The sequence below is a fragment of the Yoonia sp. KMU-150 genome, assembly GCF_056858355.1.
In genome coordinates, this window is the sequence record NZ_JBXEQF010000001.1 from 1835965 (window position 1) to 1853660 (window position 17696).

A 17696-nucleotide genomic window follows, 5' to 3' on the forward strand; every position below is an offset into this window, starting at 1 on the left:
ACCTATCGAGCAGTGACCCCTTTATAGGCCTAACCCTGCCTGTGGCCAAGGGAAAAGTTTGCCCTGCCTCAAAACCCTGTCTAGGCTGGCGATTAATGAAATAAGGGAGCAGAGGGATTGTTGCCAAAATGAAACCAGAGTTATTCCAACCACTTCGCCGGATCGCTTCATCTGCGGCGGTGATTCTTGCCGCGACGACCGGGGCCCATGCCGACAGCCATGGCATAGCTATGTATGGCGACCCCGCCCTGCCACCAGATTTTGCGCATCTGCCCTATGCCAACCCCGATGCGCCGACAGGTGGCTGGATCGGCACGGCGAATGTCGGCAGCTTCGACAGCCTCAACCCCTACATCCTGAAAGGCAACACGCCATGGCAGATGCGCTGGCTGCTGGGCGAAAGCCTGATGGGCCGCTCGCTGGACGAGCCTTTCTCTCTTTACGGGCTTCTGGCCGAATCGGTCGAGACCGGCCCGGATCGCGAATGGGTCGAATTTGTCCTGCGCGAAGAGGCCACCTTTACAGATGGCAGCCCGGTCACCGTCGAGGACGTGATTTGGTCGTTCGAGACCTTGGGCACCGTTGGCCATCCGCGCTATCACGGATTTTACGAAAAGATCGACAGTATCGAACAGACCGGCGACCGGTCTGTGCGGTTCACCTTCAACACGGACGATCAGGAACTGGCGCTGTTGGCAGGCTTGCGTCCGATCCTGAAAAAGGCGCAGTGGGATGGCGTGGATTTTGCCGAAAGCGGCACGGACATCATTCCGATCACATCGAGTCCCTATGAGATCACGGATTTCGAGGCCGGGCGTTTCATCACCATCAGCCGGGTCGAGGATTACTGGGGCGAGAATGTCCCGTTCCGTGTCGGCACCGCCAATCTCGATGAAATTCGGTTGGAATTCTTCGGGGACGAAACCGCCGCCTTCGAGGCCTTCAAGACCGGCGAGATCAACTCCAACCGTGAATTCAACGTGGCCCGCTGGGAAAGCCAATACGATTTCCCCGCGGTGCAAAGCGGCGATGTCGTCCTGTCGGTGCTCCCGCATGAGCGCCCGTCTGGCATGACCGGTTTCGTGATGAACACCCGCCTGCCCCAGTTCGAAGACTGGCGCGTGCGTGACGCGATGATCCAGGCCTTCAACTTCGAGTTCATCAACGAGGCGATGACAGGCTCGGCGCAGCCGCGCATCACCTCATACTGGTCGAACTCTCCGTTGGGCATGTCACACGGCCCTGCCGAAGGGCGCGTGGCGGAATTCCTCGAACCCTTCGCCGATGATCTGACCCCGGGCACGCTGGAGGGATATTCCCTGCCCGAAAGCGACGGGTCGGAGCGTAACCGCGCAGGCACCGCCGCCGCACTGGAGATGATGGAGGCCGCAGGCTGGACCGTGGCGGACGACGGGGTGATGCGCAATGCCGATGGCGAGGCGTTCACATTCGAGATTTTGCTGGAAACCGGTGCATCCGAGAACCAGTCGATTATCGATATGTACGTCGAAAGCCTTGGCCGGATCGGCGTGTCGCCCACCGTCACCAACGTCGATTCCGCGCAGTTCAAGGAGCGCACGGACGCCTATGACTTCGGCATGACCTACTACCGGCGCGGGGTGTCGCTGTCGCCCGGTAACGAGCAATACGCCTACTACGGGATGGACGCCGCTGACGAGGTGGGCAGCCGGAACCTGATGGGCGTGAAATCCGAAGCTGTGGACGCGATGATCGGCCGTCTGCTGACATCCGAAAGCCAGGATGATTTCGTGGCCGCCGTAAAGGCGCTCGACCGGGTGCTGACAGCAGGGCGCTATGTGATCCCGATCTATCAGTGGAACATCAGCCGCATCGCCCATTCCAAGAACCTGCACTACCCCGAAGAACTGCCGATCTTCGGCGACTGGCCAGGCTGGCAGCCGGATGTGTGGTGGTGGGAAGAGTAAGCCTGCTGTCTTTGCAAACGGGACCGGCGGTGCTATCGCCGGTCCAAGTGTTTTGAACGTGGGGACCACGCCGTGAAAAAAGCCATCCTGATCGCCGTTGCCGTGGCATGTGCCGCCGGGTGCACACCTGTGAAAGCCGTGACCGGCACCGCCATCGGCGCGGGCCAGATCGCGCTTGGTGCCGCCGATATCGTGCTCTAGCGCGACCGATCCGACACATCGCTGTTACAATCACGTTCTAGGCCGTCGGCATGTATATTCTTGTCCTCTGCACCGGCAACTCCGCCCGGTCCATCCTGCTCGAATCGATCCTGACATACCGGTCGGACGGGCGTATCACCGCGTTTTCCGCAGGCTCGCAGCCCAGCGGCCGTGTGCATCCGCAATCCCTGCGTCTGCTGTCCGAAAAGGGCTATCCGACCGACGGGCTGTCATCGCAAAGCTGGGATGACTACGCCACGCCGGATGCGCCGCACATGGATGCGGTGATCACCGTCTGCGGATCGGCTGCGGGAGAGACCTGCCCGGTCTGGTACGGCACGCCCCTGCGCGCCCATTGGGGGGTCGAGGACCCGGCGGCCGCAGAGGAGGCGGATTGGGAACGGGCTTTCGAGGAAGCCTACGCGCGGCTCTATGCCCGCGCCCAGGATCTGTTCGCCCTGTCCTTCGAAGAGATGGACCGCGCCGCATTGCAAGAGACACTGAACGAAATCGGGCGACGGCACTGATGACGATGCAAAAGCTGCTGGCCGAGGGGATCGGCACCGCCTTCCTGCTGGTCGGAGTCGTGGGATCGGGGATCATGGGTGCCGCCCTTTCGGACGATACCGCCATCGCGCTACTGGCCAACGCCATCGCGACCGGCTGCATCCTTTACGTGATCATCACCGTTCTCGGCCCGATCTCCGGCGCGCATTTCAACCCGGCCGTGACGTTGGCGTTCTTCCTCCGCCGCGAGATCACCTCCGGCTACGCCATGGGCTATGTCGCCTGCCAGATCGTGGGCGGTATCCTTGGCGTCTGGGCCACGCATCTGATGTTCGGCCTTGATGTGCTGCAACTGTCCACCACCGCCCGCACCGGCGTCGCGCAGTGGTGGTCAGAGGTTTTGGCGACCTTCGGTCTGCTGTTCGTCATTTTCGGCGGGCTGCGCAGCAATGCCGCCGCCGTGCCGACACTGGTGGCGCTTTATATCACCGGGGCCTACTGGTTCACCGCCTCGACCAGTTTCGCCAACCCTGCCGTCACGATCGCGCGGGCGCTGTCGGACTCGTTCGCGGGCATCGCGCCGTTGGATGCGCCGATGTTCATCGTCATGCAGATTGCAGGCGTCGGCGTGGCTGCATTGATCCTGCCCGTGCTTTTGCGGAAATAGCGGAACTGCGGCGCGCACCGTGGGTTGGGTCGTGACACCTGATCAATGGAGACCCGCAATGAACTGGACCACAGTCGCCGAAAACTGGACAGCCTACGTCCCGCGCCTGATGACCCGCTGGCCGGAGTTGAACGAGGACACGCTGCTGTCGGCCGACGGCAACCGGGCAACCGTCCTGACCCATCTTGCACAGGTCACGGGTACGGATGTCGCCACGGCCGAAACCGAACTGGACACATGGCTGCGCGGGGAAGAACCGGCCGATGCGGTCATGGACGAAACCCGCGACAATACACGCATTTCGGCCTCTGCCGCCGATATGCCCGCGGGCGAGGACGCGCTGTCGGACGACGAGAAGTTCGGCGACGACAACAAGGTGGACACCCCGATCGGGCGTAGCTGAAGCCCCGCATCGCGCTCTACGACTGCGCCCCGCCCGACGGATCCGTCGGGCGGAGTTCTTCCGTTTCACGTGCACGGTTGCACAGTCATTTGCAGGATTGCGGTCTGTTCCCGCGCCCCAGACATGATAGACGCGGGGTGAAACCTTAGCCGTGCGGTCTGCCGATCCGAAAGGAACCCCAAAAATGGTCAAACTCGACATCATTTCCGATCCGATCTGCCCTTGGTGTTATATCGGCAAGGCCAATCTTGACGCAGCCCTGCGCGAAGTCCCCGATCATCCCTTCACCATCGAATGGCATCCGTTTCAGTTGAACCCCGACATGCCTGCGGGCGGCATGGACCGACGGACCTATCTGGAAACAAAATTCGGCGGCAAGGAGGCGGCGGCCAAGGCCTATGCCCCGGTCGTCGCCCACGCGGAGAAAGCCGGGCTGACCATCAACCTGGAGGCCATGCAGGTCACACCGAACACCATCGACGCGCACCGGCTGATCCACTGGGCCGGGATCGAGCAGCGCCAGACCTATGTGGTCGACCTGCTGTTCAAGGCCTATTTCGTCGATGGCCGCGATATCGGTGATACGGAGGTTTTGGCCGATATCGCCGACGCCGCCGAAATGGATGCCAGCATGGTTGCCCGCTTGCTCGCCACGGATGAGGACGCCGCCGACATCGCTAAACGTGACGCGCACAGCCGCGAAATAGGTGTGAATTCCGTCCCCACCTTCATCGTGGCCAACCAGCATGCAGTGCCCGGTGCGCAGCCGCCCGAAGTCTGGGCGAATGTGATCCGGGAGATTCAGGACCAGATCACCAGCGCGTCATGACACCGCCGTCAGAGCGCCTGTCACAGGCCGAATTTATCGCGCTGATGGGGATGCTGGCGGCCACGGTCGCCTTTTCCATCGACGCGATGCTGCCCGCCCTGCCCGAGATCGGGGCGGAATTGTCGCCCGGCAACCTCAATCAGGCACAGCTGATCCTGACCAGTTTCGTGCTGGGCATGGGGATCGGCACCTTCTTCACCGGCCCGCTGTCCGATGCCTTTGGCCGCAAGCCGGTCATGGTCGGCGGGGCCATCGTCTATGTTCTGGCCTGTTTCGCCGCGTGGCAGGCGCAGTCGCTGGAAATGATGCTGGCCGCCCGTGTGGTCCAGGGGCTGGGGGCTGCGGGGCCACGCGTGGTGGCGCTGGCGCTGACCCGCGACCTCTATGCCGGGCGCGATATGGCCCGGATCATGTCCTTCATCATGATCGTCTTTTCCATCGTACCGGCGCTGGCCCCGACGATGGGGCATTACATCATTCTGGGTTTCGGATGGCGGTCGATCTTTATCGCCTTCGTGATCTTCTCGGCCGTGTCGCTGGCTTGGCTAATGCTGCGGCAGCCCGAAACGCTGCGCCCTGAAAACCGCCGCCCGCTCAGCGTGGCCGCCCTGCTGGCCGCCACCCGCGAGTTGCTGGGGCACCGCACGGCGTCGCTCTCGATCCTGATCCAGACGCTGACCTTCGGCATGTTGTTCATGGTGCTGTCGTCCACGCAGCAGGTGTTCGACATCACCTTCGGTCAGGGCGATCGTTTTCACCTGTGGTTCGGCGGCATCGCCGTGGTGGCGGCGACGGGCAGTTTCCTGAACGCGCAGATCGTGGGCCGCGTGGGGATGCGGGCGATCATCAAGATGGTCTATACGATCCAGATCGGGCTGACCCTGACCATGATCGTGGTCACCCTGTCCGGTGCGCCCTACTGGCTGGCCTTCGGCACCTATGTGCTGTGGGTGCAGGGCAACTTTTATCAAGCGGGGCTGACCATCGGCAACCTGTCGGCGCTGGCGATGGAAGAAATGGGTCATATCGCGGGCCTTGCCGCGTCGATCATGTCCGCCGTCGCCACCATCGGCGCGGTGCTGATCGCGGCCCCCATCGCGCTGGCTTTCGACGGCACCCCGCTGCCGATGGCCGTAGGCGAACTGGTGCTGGCCTGTCTGGCGTTGTGGCTGACGACCCTGATCAAGCGGCCGGGCGAGGTCTGACGAAACAGAGGGCAGTGCCAGTCCGCGGGTGGAAGCGAGGCGCCCGCCCATGGGGACGGACGGGCGCTGCCGGGCGGATTGCCGCGATCATCGTTAACACCTGCTGCTGCAGAGATTCTCGCAAGGAATGCCGTCATTGTCCCCGTCGCGTCTGCGATGTCCGCATACAAGCAACTTGTGACACGCTTCCGCACAGCTGCGAATTTGCGTGCAGGTCTTGTTCGAACAATCGAACGATTGGGCCTGCAGATACGGTGCGAAGAACGGGTGTTCTAGGGTCACCGGCGGCGGGGTCGCAGTTTCGGACAGTGATGCATCCGGTAGGAAGATAGCGATGAGAAATGCAAAACAACGAAACATCGGCCGAAACCCTAAAATGGTTAACGAAATGTTAACGCCGGTTTCGTAAGCCTGTCACGCCCCTTTCTTCGCTTTCAAAACCTGCGCCAGATCGCGGGCGATGTCGAAACTGCCCTTGATCTTGTCCTTCTCGCCGGCCCAGTCGCGCTGGATGACGATCTTGTTGTCCTTGACCTTGGCCGCACCCTTCTGGGCGTGGATGAATTCCACCAACCCCTCGGGGGACGCGAACTTGTCGTTGTGGAACTGGATCGTGGCCCCCTTCGGCCCGGCATCCAGCTTGGCGATGCCCGCCTTCTTGCACATCGCCTTGATGCGCACGACCAGCATCAGCGTATTCACCTCGCGCGGCAGCGGGCCAAAGCGGTCGATCAGTTCGGCGGCAAACCCCTCTAACTCTACTTTCGTGGTCAGGTCCGACAGACGGCGGTAAAGCCCCAGCCGCACGTCGAGGTCGGGCACGTAATCCTCCGGGATCAGCACCGGCACGCCCAGATTGATCTGCGGCGACCATTCGCCGTCGTCCACGATCCCTTCGGCGGCGCCGGACTTGATCGCGTTGATCTGGTCTTCCAGCATTTGCTGATACAGTTCATACCCCACTTCACGCATCTGGCCCGACTGTTCCTCGCCCAGCAAGTTGCCCGCGCCGCGAATGTCGAGGTCCTGCGACGCCAGCGTGAAGCCCGCTCCCAGACTGTCTAGCGACCCCAGTACGCGCAGCCGCTTCTGCGCTGTGTCGGTCAGTTTCTGGCGCGGTTTCGTCGTCAAATAGGCATAGGCACGGGTCTTGGACCGCCCCACCCGGCCCCTGATCTGGTATAGCTGGCTGAGCCCGAACATATCCGCACGCCAGACGACCATGGTGTTCGCGGTGGGAATATCGAGACCGGACTCCACGATCGTCGTGGCGAGCAGCACATCGTATTTGCCGTCGTAAAAGGCGTTCATACGATCGTCCAACTCACCCGCCGCCATCTGGCCCGTGGCGGTGACGTAGGTGACTTCCGGCACCTCGCGCTTCAGAAAATCCTCCATCTCCGGCATGTCCGCGATCCGCGGCACCACGATGAACGATTGCCCGCCGCGATAGTGTTCGCGCAACAGCGCCTCGCGAATCGTGATCGTGTCGAATTCGCTGACGTAGGTGCGGATTGCCAACCGGTCGATGGGTGGCGTGCCGATGATCGACAGATCGCGCACGCCCGACAAACTTAGCTGCAGTGTCCGTGGGATGGGCGTCGCTGTTAATGTCAGAACGTGAACGTCGGTGCGCAACTGTTTCAGCCGCTCCTTGTGCTGCACGCCGAATTTCTGTTCCTCGTCGATCACCAGTAGTCCGAGGTTGCGGAACTTCACCGATTTGGCCAGCAGCGCATGGGTGCCGACGACGATATCGACCGCCCCATTGGTGATCCCCTCGCGGGTGGCGGCGGCCTCTTTGGTGCCGACGAAGCGCGATAGCGGGCGCACGGTGACGGGGAAGCCACGGAAGCGTTCGGCGAAACTCTGGTAGTGCTGGCGCGCCAGCAGCGTGGTCGGTGCGATGATCGCCACCTGCACACCGGACAGGGCGGCGACGAAAGCCGCGCGGATCGCCACCTCGGTTTTGCCGAAGCCCACGTCGCCGCAGATCAGCCGATCCATCGGCTTGCCGGAGGACAAATCTTCCAGCACGTCCGCAATCGCCTGCAACTGGTCGTCGGTTTCCGCATAAGGGAAGCGGGCAAGGAACTGGTCCCAGAGGCCCTCCGGCGGGTCCATCGCGGGGGCCGTGCGCAACGCACGTTCGGCGGCGACGCGGATCAGCCGTTCGGCGATCTGGCGGATGCGCTCCTTCAGCCGCGCTTTTTTGGCCTGCCACGCGCCGCCCCCCAGCTTGTCGAGCATGCCCTCCTCGTGGCCGTATTTCGACAGCAGTTCGATATTCTCGACCGGCAGATAGAGTTTCGACCCTTCGGCATATTCCAGCAGCAGGCATTCGTGCGCCGCGCCCAGCGCGATCACGACCTCCATCCCCATATACCGCCCGACACCGTGATCGACGTGCACGACCAGATCGCCGGGCGACAGCGCGTTCGCCTCGGTCAGGAAATTGTCGGCGCGGCGCTTGCGCTTGGTCTGGCGGATCAACCGGTCACCCAGCACGTCCTGTTCGGAAATGACCGTGACGCCGGGGGCTTCGAACCCGTGGTCGAGTGGCCAGACCGCCAGATGCACGCCTGTCTTGCCGACGCGCGACCAGTCAGAAACCGGGATTACCTCGGTGATCCCTTCATCCTCGATCAGCCCGGTCAGACGTTCGCGCGCGCCTTCGGAATAGGACGCGATGACGACAGGGCCACTGTTCAATTTCGCCTTCACATGGCCCGCCAGAGCACTGAACAGGCTGACGTTTTCCTGCTGGCGTTCCGGCGCGAAATTGCGCCCGATCCGCCCGCCCGCGTCGATCACGCCAAGCCCCGTCGCCTGCGGGAGCGCTGCGAACTGCAGCACACGCCGGTCGGCGACCTGTCCTTCCCAAGCGGCATCGTCGAGGTAGAGCAGACCGGGCGGTGCGGGTTTATAGACGGTATCGACACGGCCCTTTTGCGTGAGCGCGTGCATGCGTGTGCCATATTGATCGGCGATACTGTCCCAGCGCGCGATGCGCGCCGGTGTCAACTGATCGTCCAGCGTGATCGCGGCGGCGGGCGCATAATCGAACAGGGTTTCCAGATCGTCCTGAAAGAACCCCAGCCAGTGCTCGATCCCAGCATGCTTGCGCCCTGCGCTGACGGCCTCGTAAAGCGGGTCGTCGGTGCCGGCGGCACCGAATTCGATGCGGTAGTTCTGGCGAAAGCGGGTGATGGCCGCATCATCCAGAATGACCTCCGACACCGGTGCCAGCTCGATCTCTGTCAGCTTTTCCGTCGTGCGCTGGCTGCCGGGGTCGAAGCGGCGCGCGCCATCCAGCACGTCACCGAAGAGATCGAGCCGAATCGGGCCGCTTTGCCCCGGCGGGTAGATGTCGATGATCCCGCCGCGCACGGCATAATCGCCCGGTTCCATCACCGTCGGGCTTTGCGTGAACCCCATGCGGACGAGGAAGACGCGTAGCCCCTCCTCGTCGATCCGGTCACCGACGCGGGCGGAAAATGCGGCCTCGCGCAGGGTGGCGCGGGGCGGCACCCGCTGCGTCGCCGCCGACAGCGTCGTCAGCAGAACGTAGCGCGCCGGCATCCCGTGCACCAATGCGGCCAAGGTCGCCATGCGGGTAGCGGAGATGTCGTGGTGCGGGGAGACACGGTCGTAAGGCAGGCAATCCCACGCCGGAAACGTAAAAACAGGCATCGCCGGGTCGAAGAACGCCAGTGCCGCCTGCATCGCCGCCAGCCGCTTGTCGTCGCGCGCGACGTGCAGCACCGGGCCGCCCGATTTCGCGACCTCGGCCAGGATCAATTGCGCGTCGTAGCCTTCGGGTGCGCCGGCGACGGTGATATGTTTGGGATCGCTCATGCGCGGTCAGCTAGCGCCGGGTCGGGGTGAGAGCAAGCGCCTAAAACCCCGGTGTCGCCAGGTTGTGGATCATGCCCCACATGGCGGTCACGAAAATCGCGATCATGCCGATGATCTGCGTCCACAGCCGGTGCCGCATCAGGATCTTGCGCAGCGCCTCGCCCTCGGGCTGTTGCGCCGCGATCAGGCGGCTGGTGGACAGGCAGACCCCGCCGACGAGCGCCAGCGGAAACCCGATCAGAAAGCAGGCCTGCGCGAATTCGATGTCGTACCAGAACGCCAGAAGCGCCAGCGACGTGAGGATGAAAAACACGGCACCCAGCAGCCAGTCCCCGGACACCTGCGCGATCCGCAGCATCCGGTTCACGTTGATCCGCACCAGATCGTGCAGATCCTCCTCGGCCTGGCCGCCATGCTTGCGCGCGCGCTGGATCAGGTCGAAGGGTACGCCCAAGACCCAGTGGCTCATCGAGGACCAAAGCACCGCCAGACCGATCCAATACCACAGGTTCGAGAACGATCGCAGGTCGATCACTTCAAAAAGGGCTTGGGTCCAGTTCACGCCGGGTCCTGTGGATTGTGCAGCCGGCAGCAGCGCCGTTCGGCGCGAACCTAGCGCCGGCATCCGGGGATGCCCAGACTTGTGACATGCAATTTTCCATGCGACGTAACGTGTGTGACCAGAAAGGCCCTGTCCCATGAAACCCACCGTCGCCCCCTTCCCCGCCGCGCGTCTGCGCCGGATGCGTCAGAGCCCGGCGTTGCGTGCGATGCAGCGCCAGAACACACTGACGCCGGACGATCTGATCTGGCCGGTGTTTGTGATGGCGGGCAAGGATGCGGAGGAGCCGGTCGCCTCCATGCCAGGCGTCGTGCGGCGCACAGTGGACCGGACAGCCATGGCCGCGAAAGAGGCGCAATCGCTGGGCATCCCCGCGATCTGCATCTTTCCCTACACCGGGATGGACGCGCGGACCGCCGACTGCGCCGAGGCGTGGAACCCTGACAACCTGACGAACCGCGCGATCCGCGCGATCAAGGATGCGGCCCCCGAGATTGCCGTGATGACCGACATCGCGCTCGATCCCTACAACATCAACGGCCACGACGGGTTCGTCGTGGACGGCGAGATCGTGAATGACGAGACGGTCGAGGCGCTGGTCAGGATGGGGCTGGCGCAGGCAGAGGCCGGCGCGGATATCCTTGGCCCGTCGGATATGATGGACGGGCGTATCGGGGCGCTGCGGACCGCGCTTGAGGGTGAAGGCCACCAGAACGTGACGATCCTCAGCTATGCCGCGAAATACGCAAGCGCCTTCTACGGCCCGTTCCGCGATGCCGTGGGCGCCTCCGCAGCACTCACCGGCGACAAAAAGACCTATCAGATGGACCCGGCCAATAGCGACGAGGCGCTACGCCTGATCGAACGCGACCTGATGGAGGGCGCGGATATGGTGATGGTGAAACCGGGGATGCCCTACCTCGACATCTGCCGCCGGGTGAAGGACGGCTTCGGCGTGCCGACCTTCGCCTACCAAGTGAGTGGCGAATACGCGATGATCCAGGCCGCCGCACAGAACGGCTGGCTGGACGGCGACGCGGTGATGATGGAAAGCCTGCTGGCCTTCAAACGCGCGGGCTGCGACGGGGTGCTGACGTATTTCGCCCCGGCGGCGGCGCGGGTGATGGAGGGGTGAGGTGAACCTGCTGTGAATGGTGGTTTTGGTTCCAAAAAGGTAGAATGCTGCACCGTGTTCCAATTCCCGCCCCTTGGACCGCGGCGAACAACGAAATAGATTCAACCTGCGTGTCGCCGAGGGATTTGTCGCACAAAAACCGCCAGCGTTTGCAGGATCATCCCCGTGAGGCAAAATGGCACCGTTTTTTTAGGGAGTGAAGGTTTTGGCAGGGGGTTATTGACTACCTTAATGCGGGCTGGCGCGTCAGTGTGAATTTATGCGCTTAACTGGCTGAGCATCTCGGACCAGTGGTATAAGGAAATCTTGGAACTCATCAGGGTAGCCCCGCTCTAGGATTGCATGTAGCTTATCCACTATGGAGACTAGCGTCCGAATTTGTGGCTCTGAAATCCGATCACGTTGCTTCTCGGTTATGAAGCCGCCTCGACAATACTCGTACGCACGGTAGATGCGGTTGATCCTCATGTAATGGAAATAGATGCGCATGCCTTCGTCAGCATTAGTCTTGTCGTTTGGATTTGCAGAACGAATAGCCGCGAGCACGTTGTCTGGGCTCTCAAGCGCTTTCTCATTTAGCCTTTGGAGAACATCAAAAGACTGCTCTAGGATGTCGAACTGTTGTTGTCGGCGACTATAAAAGAAAATGCCGATGACAAAAAAGGCAGTTACTGCACTGGAAACCGCAGTAATAATATCTAGAAATAGGTTGGCATCCATCTTCAAGACATAGTCAGCCGGACCAGTAACCGCAAGACTTTGCCAAACGCGAGACCCTCAAAGACCTGCGGTCTGATGTCGGCACAAATTGACAGAATCCACGAAAACGACCGTTGATGACAAGTCATTCTGTTCAGAAGCAGACCTTTTCACAACCGCTGCGAGATGGAGCCTTGTCTGTAGGTCAGCCGTCCACCACATCCCCTGCACCTGCACCTGCACCTGCACCTGCACCTGCACCTGCACGCCCTCGCCACCCCGCACATCTTCTGCGTGACAGGATTCCCGCGAACCCCTATACTCTGGCGCAATAAGGCGGGAAACGCCGCCAGACAGGCAGTATAGGGCAGACAGATGACAGATTTCACACGACGCGGCTTTGTGCTGGCCGCATGCGCTTTGCCGTTGGCGGGGTGTGCCAACGGGATCGGCAGCAACGGGGCCGCGACGATTGATGCGCGCGTCGACAGCACCCTGGCGTTCATGTACCAGAATTACCCCGGCACGCAGGATCTGGCGAACCGCGCCGCAGGGATGCTCGTCATGCCGCTGATCACCGAAGTGGGTCTTGGCCTTGGCGGATCGTTCGGCACCGGCGCGCTGCGCGTGGGGCCGTCGACGGTGGACTACTATTCCTCCGCCTCCGGCTCTGCCGGGTTGCAGATCGGTGCGCAGCAGTTCAGCCACGTGCTGTTCTTCATGACGCAAGAGGCGCTGCTGGAGTTTCGCCAGTCGCCCGGCTGGGCGGCGGGGGCCGATCTGGAATACGTGATCGCCGAACAGGGCGAGGTGCTGCGGGCCGAGACGACGACATCACTGTCGCCGGTCATCGCGGTGGTTTTCGCGCAGACCGGGTTGCGCATCGGCGCGTCGCTCGAAGGCACCAAATACACGCGGATCATCCCTTAGGCGCGCAGTTTCTCGCCCTTGGGATCGAACGGCGGTTCGGCCAGCACCACACCCCTGTGCGGCCGGCCCAGGATCATCACGTCGACCGCATCGCCCGGCTGCACGCCCTTGAGGTATCCCAGCGCCAGCGACTTGGTCACGCTGTAACCATAGGTGCCGGAGGTGACACGGCCCACGGGCGTGCCGTCGGGCAGGAAGATAGGCTCGCCGCCGGTCGCGTCGGCGTTTTTTACATCGTGCAAGTGGATGAGTGACAAAACTTCACGCGGTGCATTATCTTTGACGCGTAGATAGCTGTCCTTGTTCAGGAAATCCTTGTCCAGCTTGATCAGCCGATCCAGCCCGACCTCTTGCGGCCAGTATTCGGGGGAATATTCCCGGCTCCATGAGCCATAGCCCTTTTCGACGCGCAGCGACATCAGCGCACGACTGCCGACGGGACCGGCGTCCAAGTCCTCGCCCGCTTGCAGGAGCGCCTCGTATAGCTGCTTTTGATCGCTTTCAGCGCAGTGCAGTTCCCACCCCAGATCGCCGGTAAAGGAAACACGCAGGGCGATGACGTCGACGCCCGCGACTGTGATCCGCTGCGAGCGCATGAAGGGGAACGCCTCGGTCGAAAGGTCCGCGTTGGTGAGGCGCGCCAGCAGGTCGCGCGATTTGGGGCCGGCCACGTTGAAGCCGCACATGGAATCCGTGCGGCTTTCGAATGTCGTGCCATCGGGCAAAGGCACCTGCTTGAAAAACCGGCTGTGATAACGTTCGGACATACCGCCGCCGATCACCATGAACTCATCCTCGGCCAGTCGGGTGACGGTGAAATCGCCTGCGATCCCGCCGTTCACGCCGATCAGTGGCGTGAGGCAGGAGCGACCGACGGTCTTGGGCATATTGTTGGCAAAGAGGGCGTTGAGCCAGTCTGCCGCCCCCGGGCCGGTCACGAAATATTTGGCGAAATTCGAGATGTCGATGATACCTGCACTGTCACGCAGCATCCGCGCCTCGCGGCCGACGCTGTCGAACCAGGGCTGGCGGGTGAAACCGGCGCTGTCGGGGGTGCTCGCGTCGAAGTAGGCGGGGTGTTCCCAGCCGTAGTTCAGGCCAAAGACCGCGCCCATGTCCCTTTGCATTTCGTAAACGGGCCGCACGCGCACCGGGCGACCCGCGCTGCGTTCCTCGCCGGGGAAATGGATGGCAAAGCGGTTGGCATATTGATCGCCCACCCGCGCCTTGGTGAATTTTGCGTCGGCCCATGGGCCGAAGCGGGCGACATCCCAGGCGAACATATCGTATTTGCTTTCGCCGGTGGTGATCCAGTCGGCGGCCATCAGACCCATGCCGCCGGACTGCGAGAAGCCGGGGATGATACCATTGCAGCAGAAATAGTTGCGCAGATCGGGGTGCGGGCCGAACAGCACGTTGCTGTCGGGCGACCAGATCATCGGACCGTTGATGACGCGCTTGATGCCCGCCTCACCCACAGCCGGGACCCGGTCGATGGCCCGCATCACGTTATCTTCGATCCGTTCCAGATCGTCGGCGAAGAGTTCGTGGCCAAAGCCTTGCGGCGTGCCGTCTTCCGCCCAGAAGCGCACGTCCTTTTCATAGGCGCCGACCAGCAGCCCCTGCCCCTCTTGCCGCAGGTAATATTCGCCGTCACGGTCGGCCACGGACGGCAGGCGGCGGTCCATTGCGGCGATCTGTGGGATGGATTCGGTCACGAAATACTGGTGTTCGGTGGGCAGGAGCGGTAGGTCGATGCCCGCCAGTTTGCCTACCTCGCGGCCCCAGAGACCGGCGGCGTTCACGACCCAATCGGCGCGAATTTCGCCCTTGGACGTTTCCACGACCCAGGTGCCGTCAGGCTGTTGCACGGTCGCCGTGACCGGGCAGAAGCGGATGATTTCTGCCCCCATCTGCCGCGCGCCGGTGGCATAGGCGTTGGTGACACCTGACGGATCCACGTTGCCGCCATCGGGTTCATACATGATGCAGCGGATGCCGTCGTAGTTGACCAGCGGGTGCAGTTCTTCGGCCTTCTCGCGCGTGACCTCGTGGAAATTCATGCCGTAGAATTTCGCCTTGGCTGCCTGAAGCCGAAGCTGATGCTCGCGCGCCTCGGTCTGGGCCAGATAGAGCGATCCGGGTTGGAACACACCGCAGCTTTGGCCGGTTTCGGCCTCCAGCCGATTGTAAAGCTGCATGGTGTAGTGCTGGATGCGGCTGATGTTGGTGCTGTCGTGCAGCCCGTGGATGTTGGCTGCCGCGTGCCATGTGGACCCGGAGGTCAGCTCATCGCGTTCCAGCAGCACCACTTCTGTCCAGCCCGCCTTGCACAGATGATAGAGGATCGAGCAGCCGATGACACCGCCCCCGATCACGACGGCCTGGGCATGGGTGCGCATCATTTTCGTCCTTTGTCCGCAAATCCACTTGAAACTGGCCCGCAGGGCGGCCCGAAAACTGCCGGAGTGCGACAAAACTTGCCGCAAGGCGACAAAATGCCGACCGTAACGCGGCCTATGCAAAATGGCGTGTTGGCGGTAGACTCCAAGCATGTCGCCCCGCACCATCATTGCCCTGAGCACGGTTCTGCCCCTTTGCGCCTCACCGCTTTGGGCGCAGGAAAACGCGGTCGACGCTTGCCGGTTCGACGTCGCTGACACGGCCACCGACCCCATCGATCTTGCCACCGCGCGCGATGTAGAGGGCGCGACCATCGACGGCACTGACATCGGGCCAGCGGAATTTGGCGGCGAAAGTATCGAGGGCACAAACATCCCCGGTCCCGGTGGTGTCAGTGTCACGGTGCCGCGCATCGACCTGCCGACGATCACGACGCCCGGCGTCCGGACACCGCAGATAGCGCTTCCGTCCTTGCGTCTTCCCGGGGCGGTCCTGCGCCAGACCGAGCGTTACACGATCATCGCCATCGGCGCGGATATCCTTTTTGATTTTGATCAAAGCATGTTGCGGCCAGAGGCACATGCGGCCATCACCGCCTTGGCCGAAGCGATTGTCGAAAACTGTGCCGGTCTGCCGATCACGGTGCACGGCCATACCGATGCGCTGGGATCGGACGCCTACAATCAAACCCTGTCGGAGGCGCGGGCGCAGACCGTGCAGTTCTATCTGGCAGAGGCACTTGGCCTGTCGCCCATGTCGCTGGGCATGGCCGGCCATGGAGAGACTGACCCGATCGCGCCCAACACCTTTGCAGATGGCACCGACAACCCCGCCGGCCGTCAGCAAAACCGCCGCGTGGAAGTCTGGATTGACCGTAGCACCGATTAGTCTGCCCATTCCCTGCTCGGGTGCGGTCCAGCGTATCATTTCGCCAGACCGCCCGAAAACTGCAGAACCGCGATAGGATCTGCCGCAAGGCGACAATAGCTGTCGCTCAGGTCTTTTCAGTTTTTACGTGCGGCCCGGCGGCATCTTTCAGTCGCTCGCGGTCGACCTCGAACTCCAGCAGCAACATGGCGCGGTCAAAGGCAGTCTGGGCGAAGTCCGCGGCGGCGGCGCTCATTTTCGGGGACGCATTTTCGGCCAGTTGCGCCAGCGCCTTCTGCAGTCTTTCCTGCACCTCGAACAGTCCCGCCCCGTCGCGCGACCACGCACCGAAGGCGTCGCGCACCAGATCGACCGGGTTGAGTGGTTTCGACCACAGGCGCGGGTGGGCGACGTCTTCATCCTCTCCGACATTGTCCGCGTGGTCCTGTAGTATCCGCACCTGCCGCGTCAGCACGTCGATGGCGGTGCCGGGATCGTTGACGCCGGGTGACAGCGCCTTGGACGCGATTTCCCCCAGCGCCAAAAGCCCGAAGCGCGGGTCCTGATCGTAGATGCGCAGGTCGGCTATGGTGATATGGCTTGTGATCATCTCGCGCATCTTGTCGTCGATTTCCTTGCCGTACGTCACCACATGAGCGAGCGCCTCTCCCTTGCTGACGAAGTCGCCGACTTCCGCCGTCAGATAGACGTCGATACCGGCGTCGTCGGCCTTGTTGTTGAGCGATTCCTGGTAGATCAACTGGACATACCCGGTCTCGCGCGAGATGACCGGTGCCGCCTCATCGGGCAGTTCGCCGTCCCAGAGATTGGCACCGAGGCAGGGCTTTTCCAGCCTTTCTTTGAATCGTTCGCGGGTGATCTGTTCAAGATCGCGGCTGGTGTCGATCAGGCTGCCGAAGGTCTGCAGGTGCAGCACCCAGCGGATCATCGACACCACGACATAGATCAGCACGCCGACGGTCATGACGAAAAGGACCGCCGCGCGGTCGTCGGTGAAGATGCGCAATTCGCGCAGGATAATCCCCGACAGCGCATAGACATAGGCGCCGATGAAGGCGGCCAGCGTATTCTGCGTGGTCCTGTCGCGGATGATCAGCCGGTGCAGGCGCGGCGTGAACTGGTTGGACGACGACCGATAGACCGTCACCATCACTGTGAGCGAAAACGTGGTGACCGCCAGCATCGCGTTGGCGATGATGCCCAGAAGGCGGTCGGCGGCATCGCCGCTGACGTAGGTGGCCCATTCATCGGGCAGCAGGTTCCCCACGAGGTTCGCCACGCCCAGCGACACGAAGGCCAGCAGCCCCATCAGCACCACCCGCACCCAGAGCTTGCGGGTGTATTCGCGCCATTTGCGCCAGGCCATCGCGGGCAGGTCGATCAGGTCGGCCAGCAGTCTTTTCAGCAAATCCATGGTGTCTCGATCCTTGCGCGACACCTTGTGTCGCGAAACGTATTTGACC

Annotated in this window: 16 protein-coding genes; 10 read left to right on the plus strand and 6 right to left on the minus strand. The window is 62.4% G+C overall.

Annotated elements, in window-relative coordinates; all coding sequences use genetic code 11:
• Positions 1 to 128 precede the first annotated feature (128 nt).
• From AC04PH_RS09100 to AC04PH_RS09130, 7 genes are all read left to right on the plus strand, one after another.
• Entirely contained in the window at positions 129 to 1946 is a 1818-nt protein-coding gene (locus tag AC04PH_RS09100; RefSeq protein WP_483065427.1) for an extracellular solute-binding protein, read from the plus strand.
• Between the two features lie 72 nt (positions 1947 to 2018).
• A complete protein-coding gene (locus AC04PH_RS09105) occupies positions 2019 to 2147 on the plus strand; it encodes a hypothetical protein (protein WP_483065428.1) in 129 nt (42 codons plus the stop codon).
• Between the two features lie 50 nt (positions 2148 to 2197).
• Positions 2198 to 2674 carry an arsenate reductase ArsC gene (locus tag AC04PH_RS09110; RefSeq protein ID WP_483065429.1) on the plus strand — a complete coding sequence of 159 codons (477 nt, stop codon included), beginning with the start codon at positions 2198 to 2200 and terminating at the stop codon, positions 2672 to 2674.
• Positions 2674 to 3321: an aquaporin gene (locus AC04PH_RS09115; protein ID WP_483065430.1), complete on the plus strand. Its 648-nt coding sequence runs from the start codon at positions 2674 to 2676 to the stop codon at positions 3319 to 3321. Before AC04PH_RS09110 ends, AC04PH_RS09115 begins: the two co-directional genes overlap by 1 nt.
• Positions 3322 to 3379: 58 nt before the next feature.
• Positions 3380 to 3724, plus strand: coding sequence for a hypothetical protein (locus tag AC04PH_RS09120; RefSeq protein WP_483065431.1), 345 nt, complete (start codon positions 3380 to 3382; stop codon positions 3722 to 3724).
• A gap of 184 nt (positions 3725 to 3908) precedes the next feature.
• A complete protein-coding gene (locus tag AC04PH_RS09125; RefSeq protein ID WP_483065432.1) occupies positions 3909 to 4553 on the plus strand; it encodes a DsbA family oxidoreductase in 645 nt (214 codons plus the stop codon).
• Positions 4550 to 5758 (plus strand): multidrug effflux MFS transporter, encoded by a 1209-nt coding sequence (locus tag AC04PH_RS09130; RefSeq protein ID WP_483065433.1) that lies wholly within the window; start codon positions 4550 to 4552, stop codon positions 5756 to 5758. Before AC04PH_RS09125 ends, AC04PH_RS09130 begins: the two co-directional genes overlap by 4 nt.
• Before the next feature lie 93 nt (positions 5759 to 5851).
• Here AC04PH_RS09130 and AC04PH_RS09135 read toward each other — a convergent pair whose 3' ends face one another.
• Genes AC04PH_RS09135 through AC04PH_RS09145 form a run of 3 tightly spaced genes read right to left on the minus strand, consistent with a single transcriptional unit; the run spans position 5852 to position 10178 of the window.
• Complete coding sequence (locus AC04PH_RS09135) at positions 5852 to 6118, minus strand: excalibur calcium-binding domain-containing protein (protein ID WP_483065434.1); 267 nt, start codon at positions 6116 to 6118, stop codon at positions 5852 to 5854.
• Positions 6119 to 6172: 54 nt separating this feature from the next.
• Positions 6173 to 9616, minus strand: coding sequence for a transcription-repair coupling factor (mfd, locus tag AC04PH_RS09140; RefSeq protein WP_483065435.1), 3444 nt, complete (start codon positions 9614 to 9616; stop codon positions 6173 to 6175).
• Positions 9617 to 9656: 40 nt separating this feature from the next.
• A complete protein-coding gene (locus AC04PH_RS09145; RefSeq protein WP_483065436.1) occupies positions 9657 to 10178 on the minus strand; it encodes a component of SufBCD complex in 522 nt (173 codons plus the stop codon).
• Positions 10179 to 10314: 136 nt separating this feature from the next.
• Here AC04PH_RS09145 and hemB point away from each other — a divergent pair, with 136 nt between their 5' ends.
• Positions 10315 to 11313 carry a porphobilinogen synthase gene (hemB, locus tag AC04PH_RS09150; RefSeq protein ID WP_483065437.1) on the plus strand — a complete coding sequence of 333 codons (999 nt, stop codon included), beginning with the start codon at positions 10315 to 10317 and terminating at the stop codon, positions 11311 to 11313.
• Positions 11314 to 11559: 246 nt separating this feature from the next.
• Here hemB and AC04PH_RS09155 read toward each other — a convergent pair whose 3' ends face one another.
• Positions 11560 to 12033 carry a hypothetical protein gene (locus tag AC04PH_RS09155; RefSeq protein WP_483065438.1) on the minus strand — a complete coding sequence of 158 codons (474 nt, stop codon included), beginning with the start codon at positions 12031 to 12033 and terminating at the stop codon, positions 11560 to 11562.
• Between the two features lie 354 nt (positions 12034 to 12387).
• Between AC04PH_RS09155 and AC04PH_RS09160 the strand changes: the two genes are divergently transcribed.
• Positions 12388 to 12942, plus strand: coding sequence for a lipid-binding SYLF domain-containing protein (locus AC04PH_RS09160; protein ID WP_483065439.1), 555 nt, complete (start codon positions 12388 to 12390; stop codon positions 12940 to 12942).
• Here AC04PH_RS09160 and AC04PH_RS09165 read toward each other — a convergent pair.
• On the minus strand, positions 12939 to 15344 hold the full coding sequence (locus AC04PH_RS09165; RefSeq protein ID WP_483065440.1) for a GcvT family protein: 2406 nt from the start codon (positions 15342 to 15344) through the stop codon (positions 12939 to 12941). The genes AC04PH_RS09160 and AC04PH_RS09165 overlap by 4 nt on opposite strands.
• A 151-nt stretch (positions 15345 to 15495) precedes the next feature.
• Between AC04PH_RS09165 and AC04PH_RS09170 the strand changes: the two genes are divergently transcribed.
• Positions 15496 to 16233 (plus strand): OmpA family protein, encoded by a 738-nt coding sequence (locus AC04PH_RS09170; RefSeq protein WP_483065441.1) that lies wholly within the window; start codon positions 15496 to 15498, stop codon positions 16231 to 16233.
• A gap of 106 nt (positions 16234 to 16339) precedes the next feature.
• Here AC04PH_RS09170 and AC04PH_RS09175 read toward each other — a convergent pair whose 3' ends face one another.
• Positions 16340 to 17647, minus strand: a complete 1308-nt coding sequence (locus AC04PH_RS09175; RefSeq protein WP_483065442.1) for a DUF2254 domain-containing protein — start codon at positions 17645 to 17647, stop codon at positions 16340 to 16342.
• Positions 17648 to 17696 lie beyond the last annotated feature (49 nt).

What these genes read in the sequence shown, in the direction of transcription:
- AC04PH_RS09170 (WP_483065441.1), top strand. Translation starts at nt 15,496, where the DNA reads ATGTCGCCCCGCACCATCATTGCCCTGAGCACGGTTCTGCCCCTTTGC.
- AC04PH_RS09155 (WP_483065438.1), bottom strand. Translation starts at nt 12,033, where the DNA reads ATGGATGCCAACCTATTTCTAGATATTATTACTGCGGTTTCCAGTGCA.
- AC04PH_RS09110 (WP_483065429.1), top strand. Translation starts at nt 2,198, where the DNA reads ATGTATATTCTTGTCCTCTGCACCGGCAACTCCGCCCGGTCCATCCTG.
- hemB (WP_483065437.1), top strand. Translation starts at nt 10,315, where the DNA reads ATGAAACCCACCGTCGCCCCCTTCCCCGCCGCGCGTCTGCGCCGGATG.
- AC04PH_RS09120 (WP_483065431.1), top strand. Translation starts at nt 3,380, where the DNA reads ATGAACTGGACCACAGTCGCCGAAAACTGGACAGCCTACGTCCCGCGC.
- AC04PH_RS09130 (WP_483065433.1), top strand. Translation starts at nt 4,550, where the DNA reads ATGACACCGCCGTCAGAGCGCCTGTCACAGGCCGAATTTATCGCGCTG.
- AC04PH_RS09135 (WP_483065434.1), bottom strand. Translation starts at nt 6,118, where the DNA reads ATGTTTCGTTGTTTTGCATTTCTCATCGCTATCTTCCTACCGGATGCA.
- AC04PH_RS09160 (WP_483065439.1), top strand. Translation starts at nt 12,388, where the DNA reads ATGACAGATTTCACACGACGCGGCTTTGTGCTGGCCGCATGCGCTTTG.
- AC04PH_RS09175 (WP_483065442.1), bottom strand. Translation starts at nt 17,647, where the DNA reads ATGGATTTGCTGAAAAGACTGCTGGCCGACCTGATCGACCTGCCCGCG.
- AC04PH_RS09115 (WP_483065430.1), top strand. Translation starts at nt 2,674, where the DNA reads ATGACGATGCAAAAGCTGCTGGCCGAGGGGATCGGCACCGCCTTCCTG.
- AC04PH_RS09165 (WP_483065440.1), bottom strand. Translation starts at nt 15,344, where the DNA reads ATGCGCACCCATGCCCAGGCCGTCGTGATCGGGGGCGGTGTCATCGGC.
- mfd (WP_483065435.1), bottom strand. Translation starts at nt 9,616, where the DNA reads ATGAGCGATCCCAAACATATCACCGTCGCCGGCGCACCCGAAGGCTAC.
- AC04PH_RS09125 (WP_483065432.1), top strand. Translation starts at nt 3,909, where the DNA reads ATGGTCAAACTCGACATCATTTCCGATCCGATCTGCCCTTGGTGTTAT.
- AC04PH_RS09100 (WP_483065427.1), top strand. Translation starts at nt 129, where the DNA reads ATGAAACCAGAGTTATTCCAACCACTTCGCCGGATCGCTTCATCTGCG.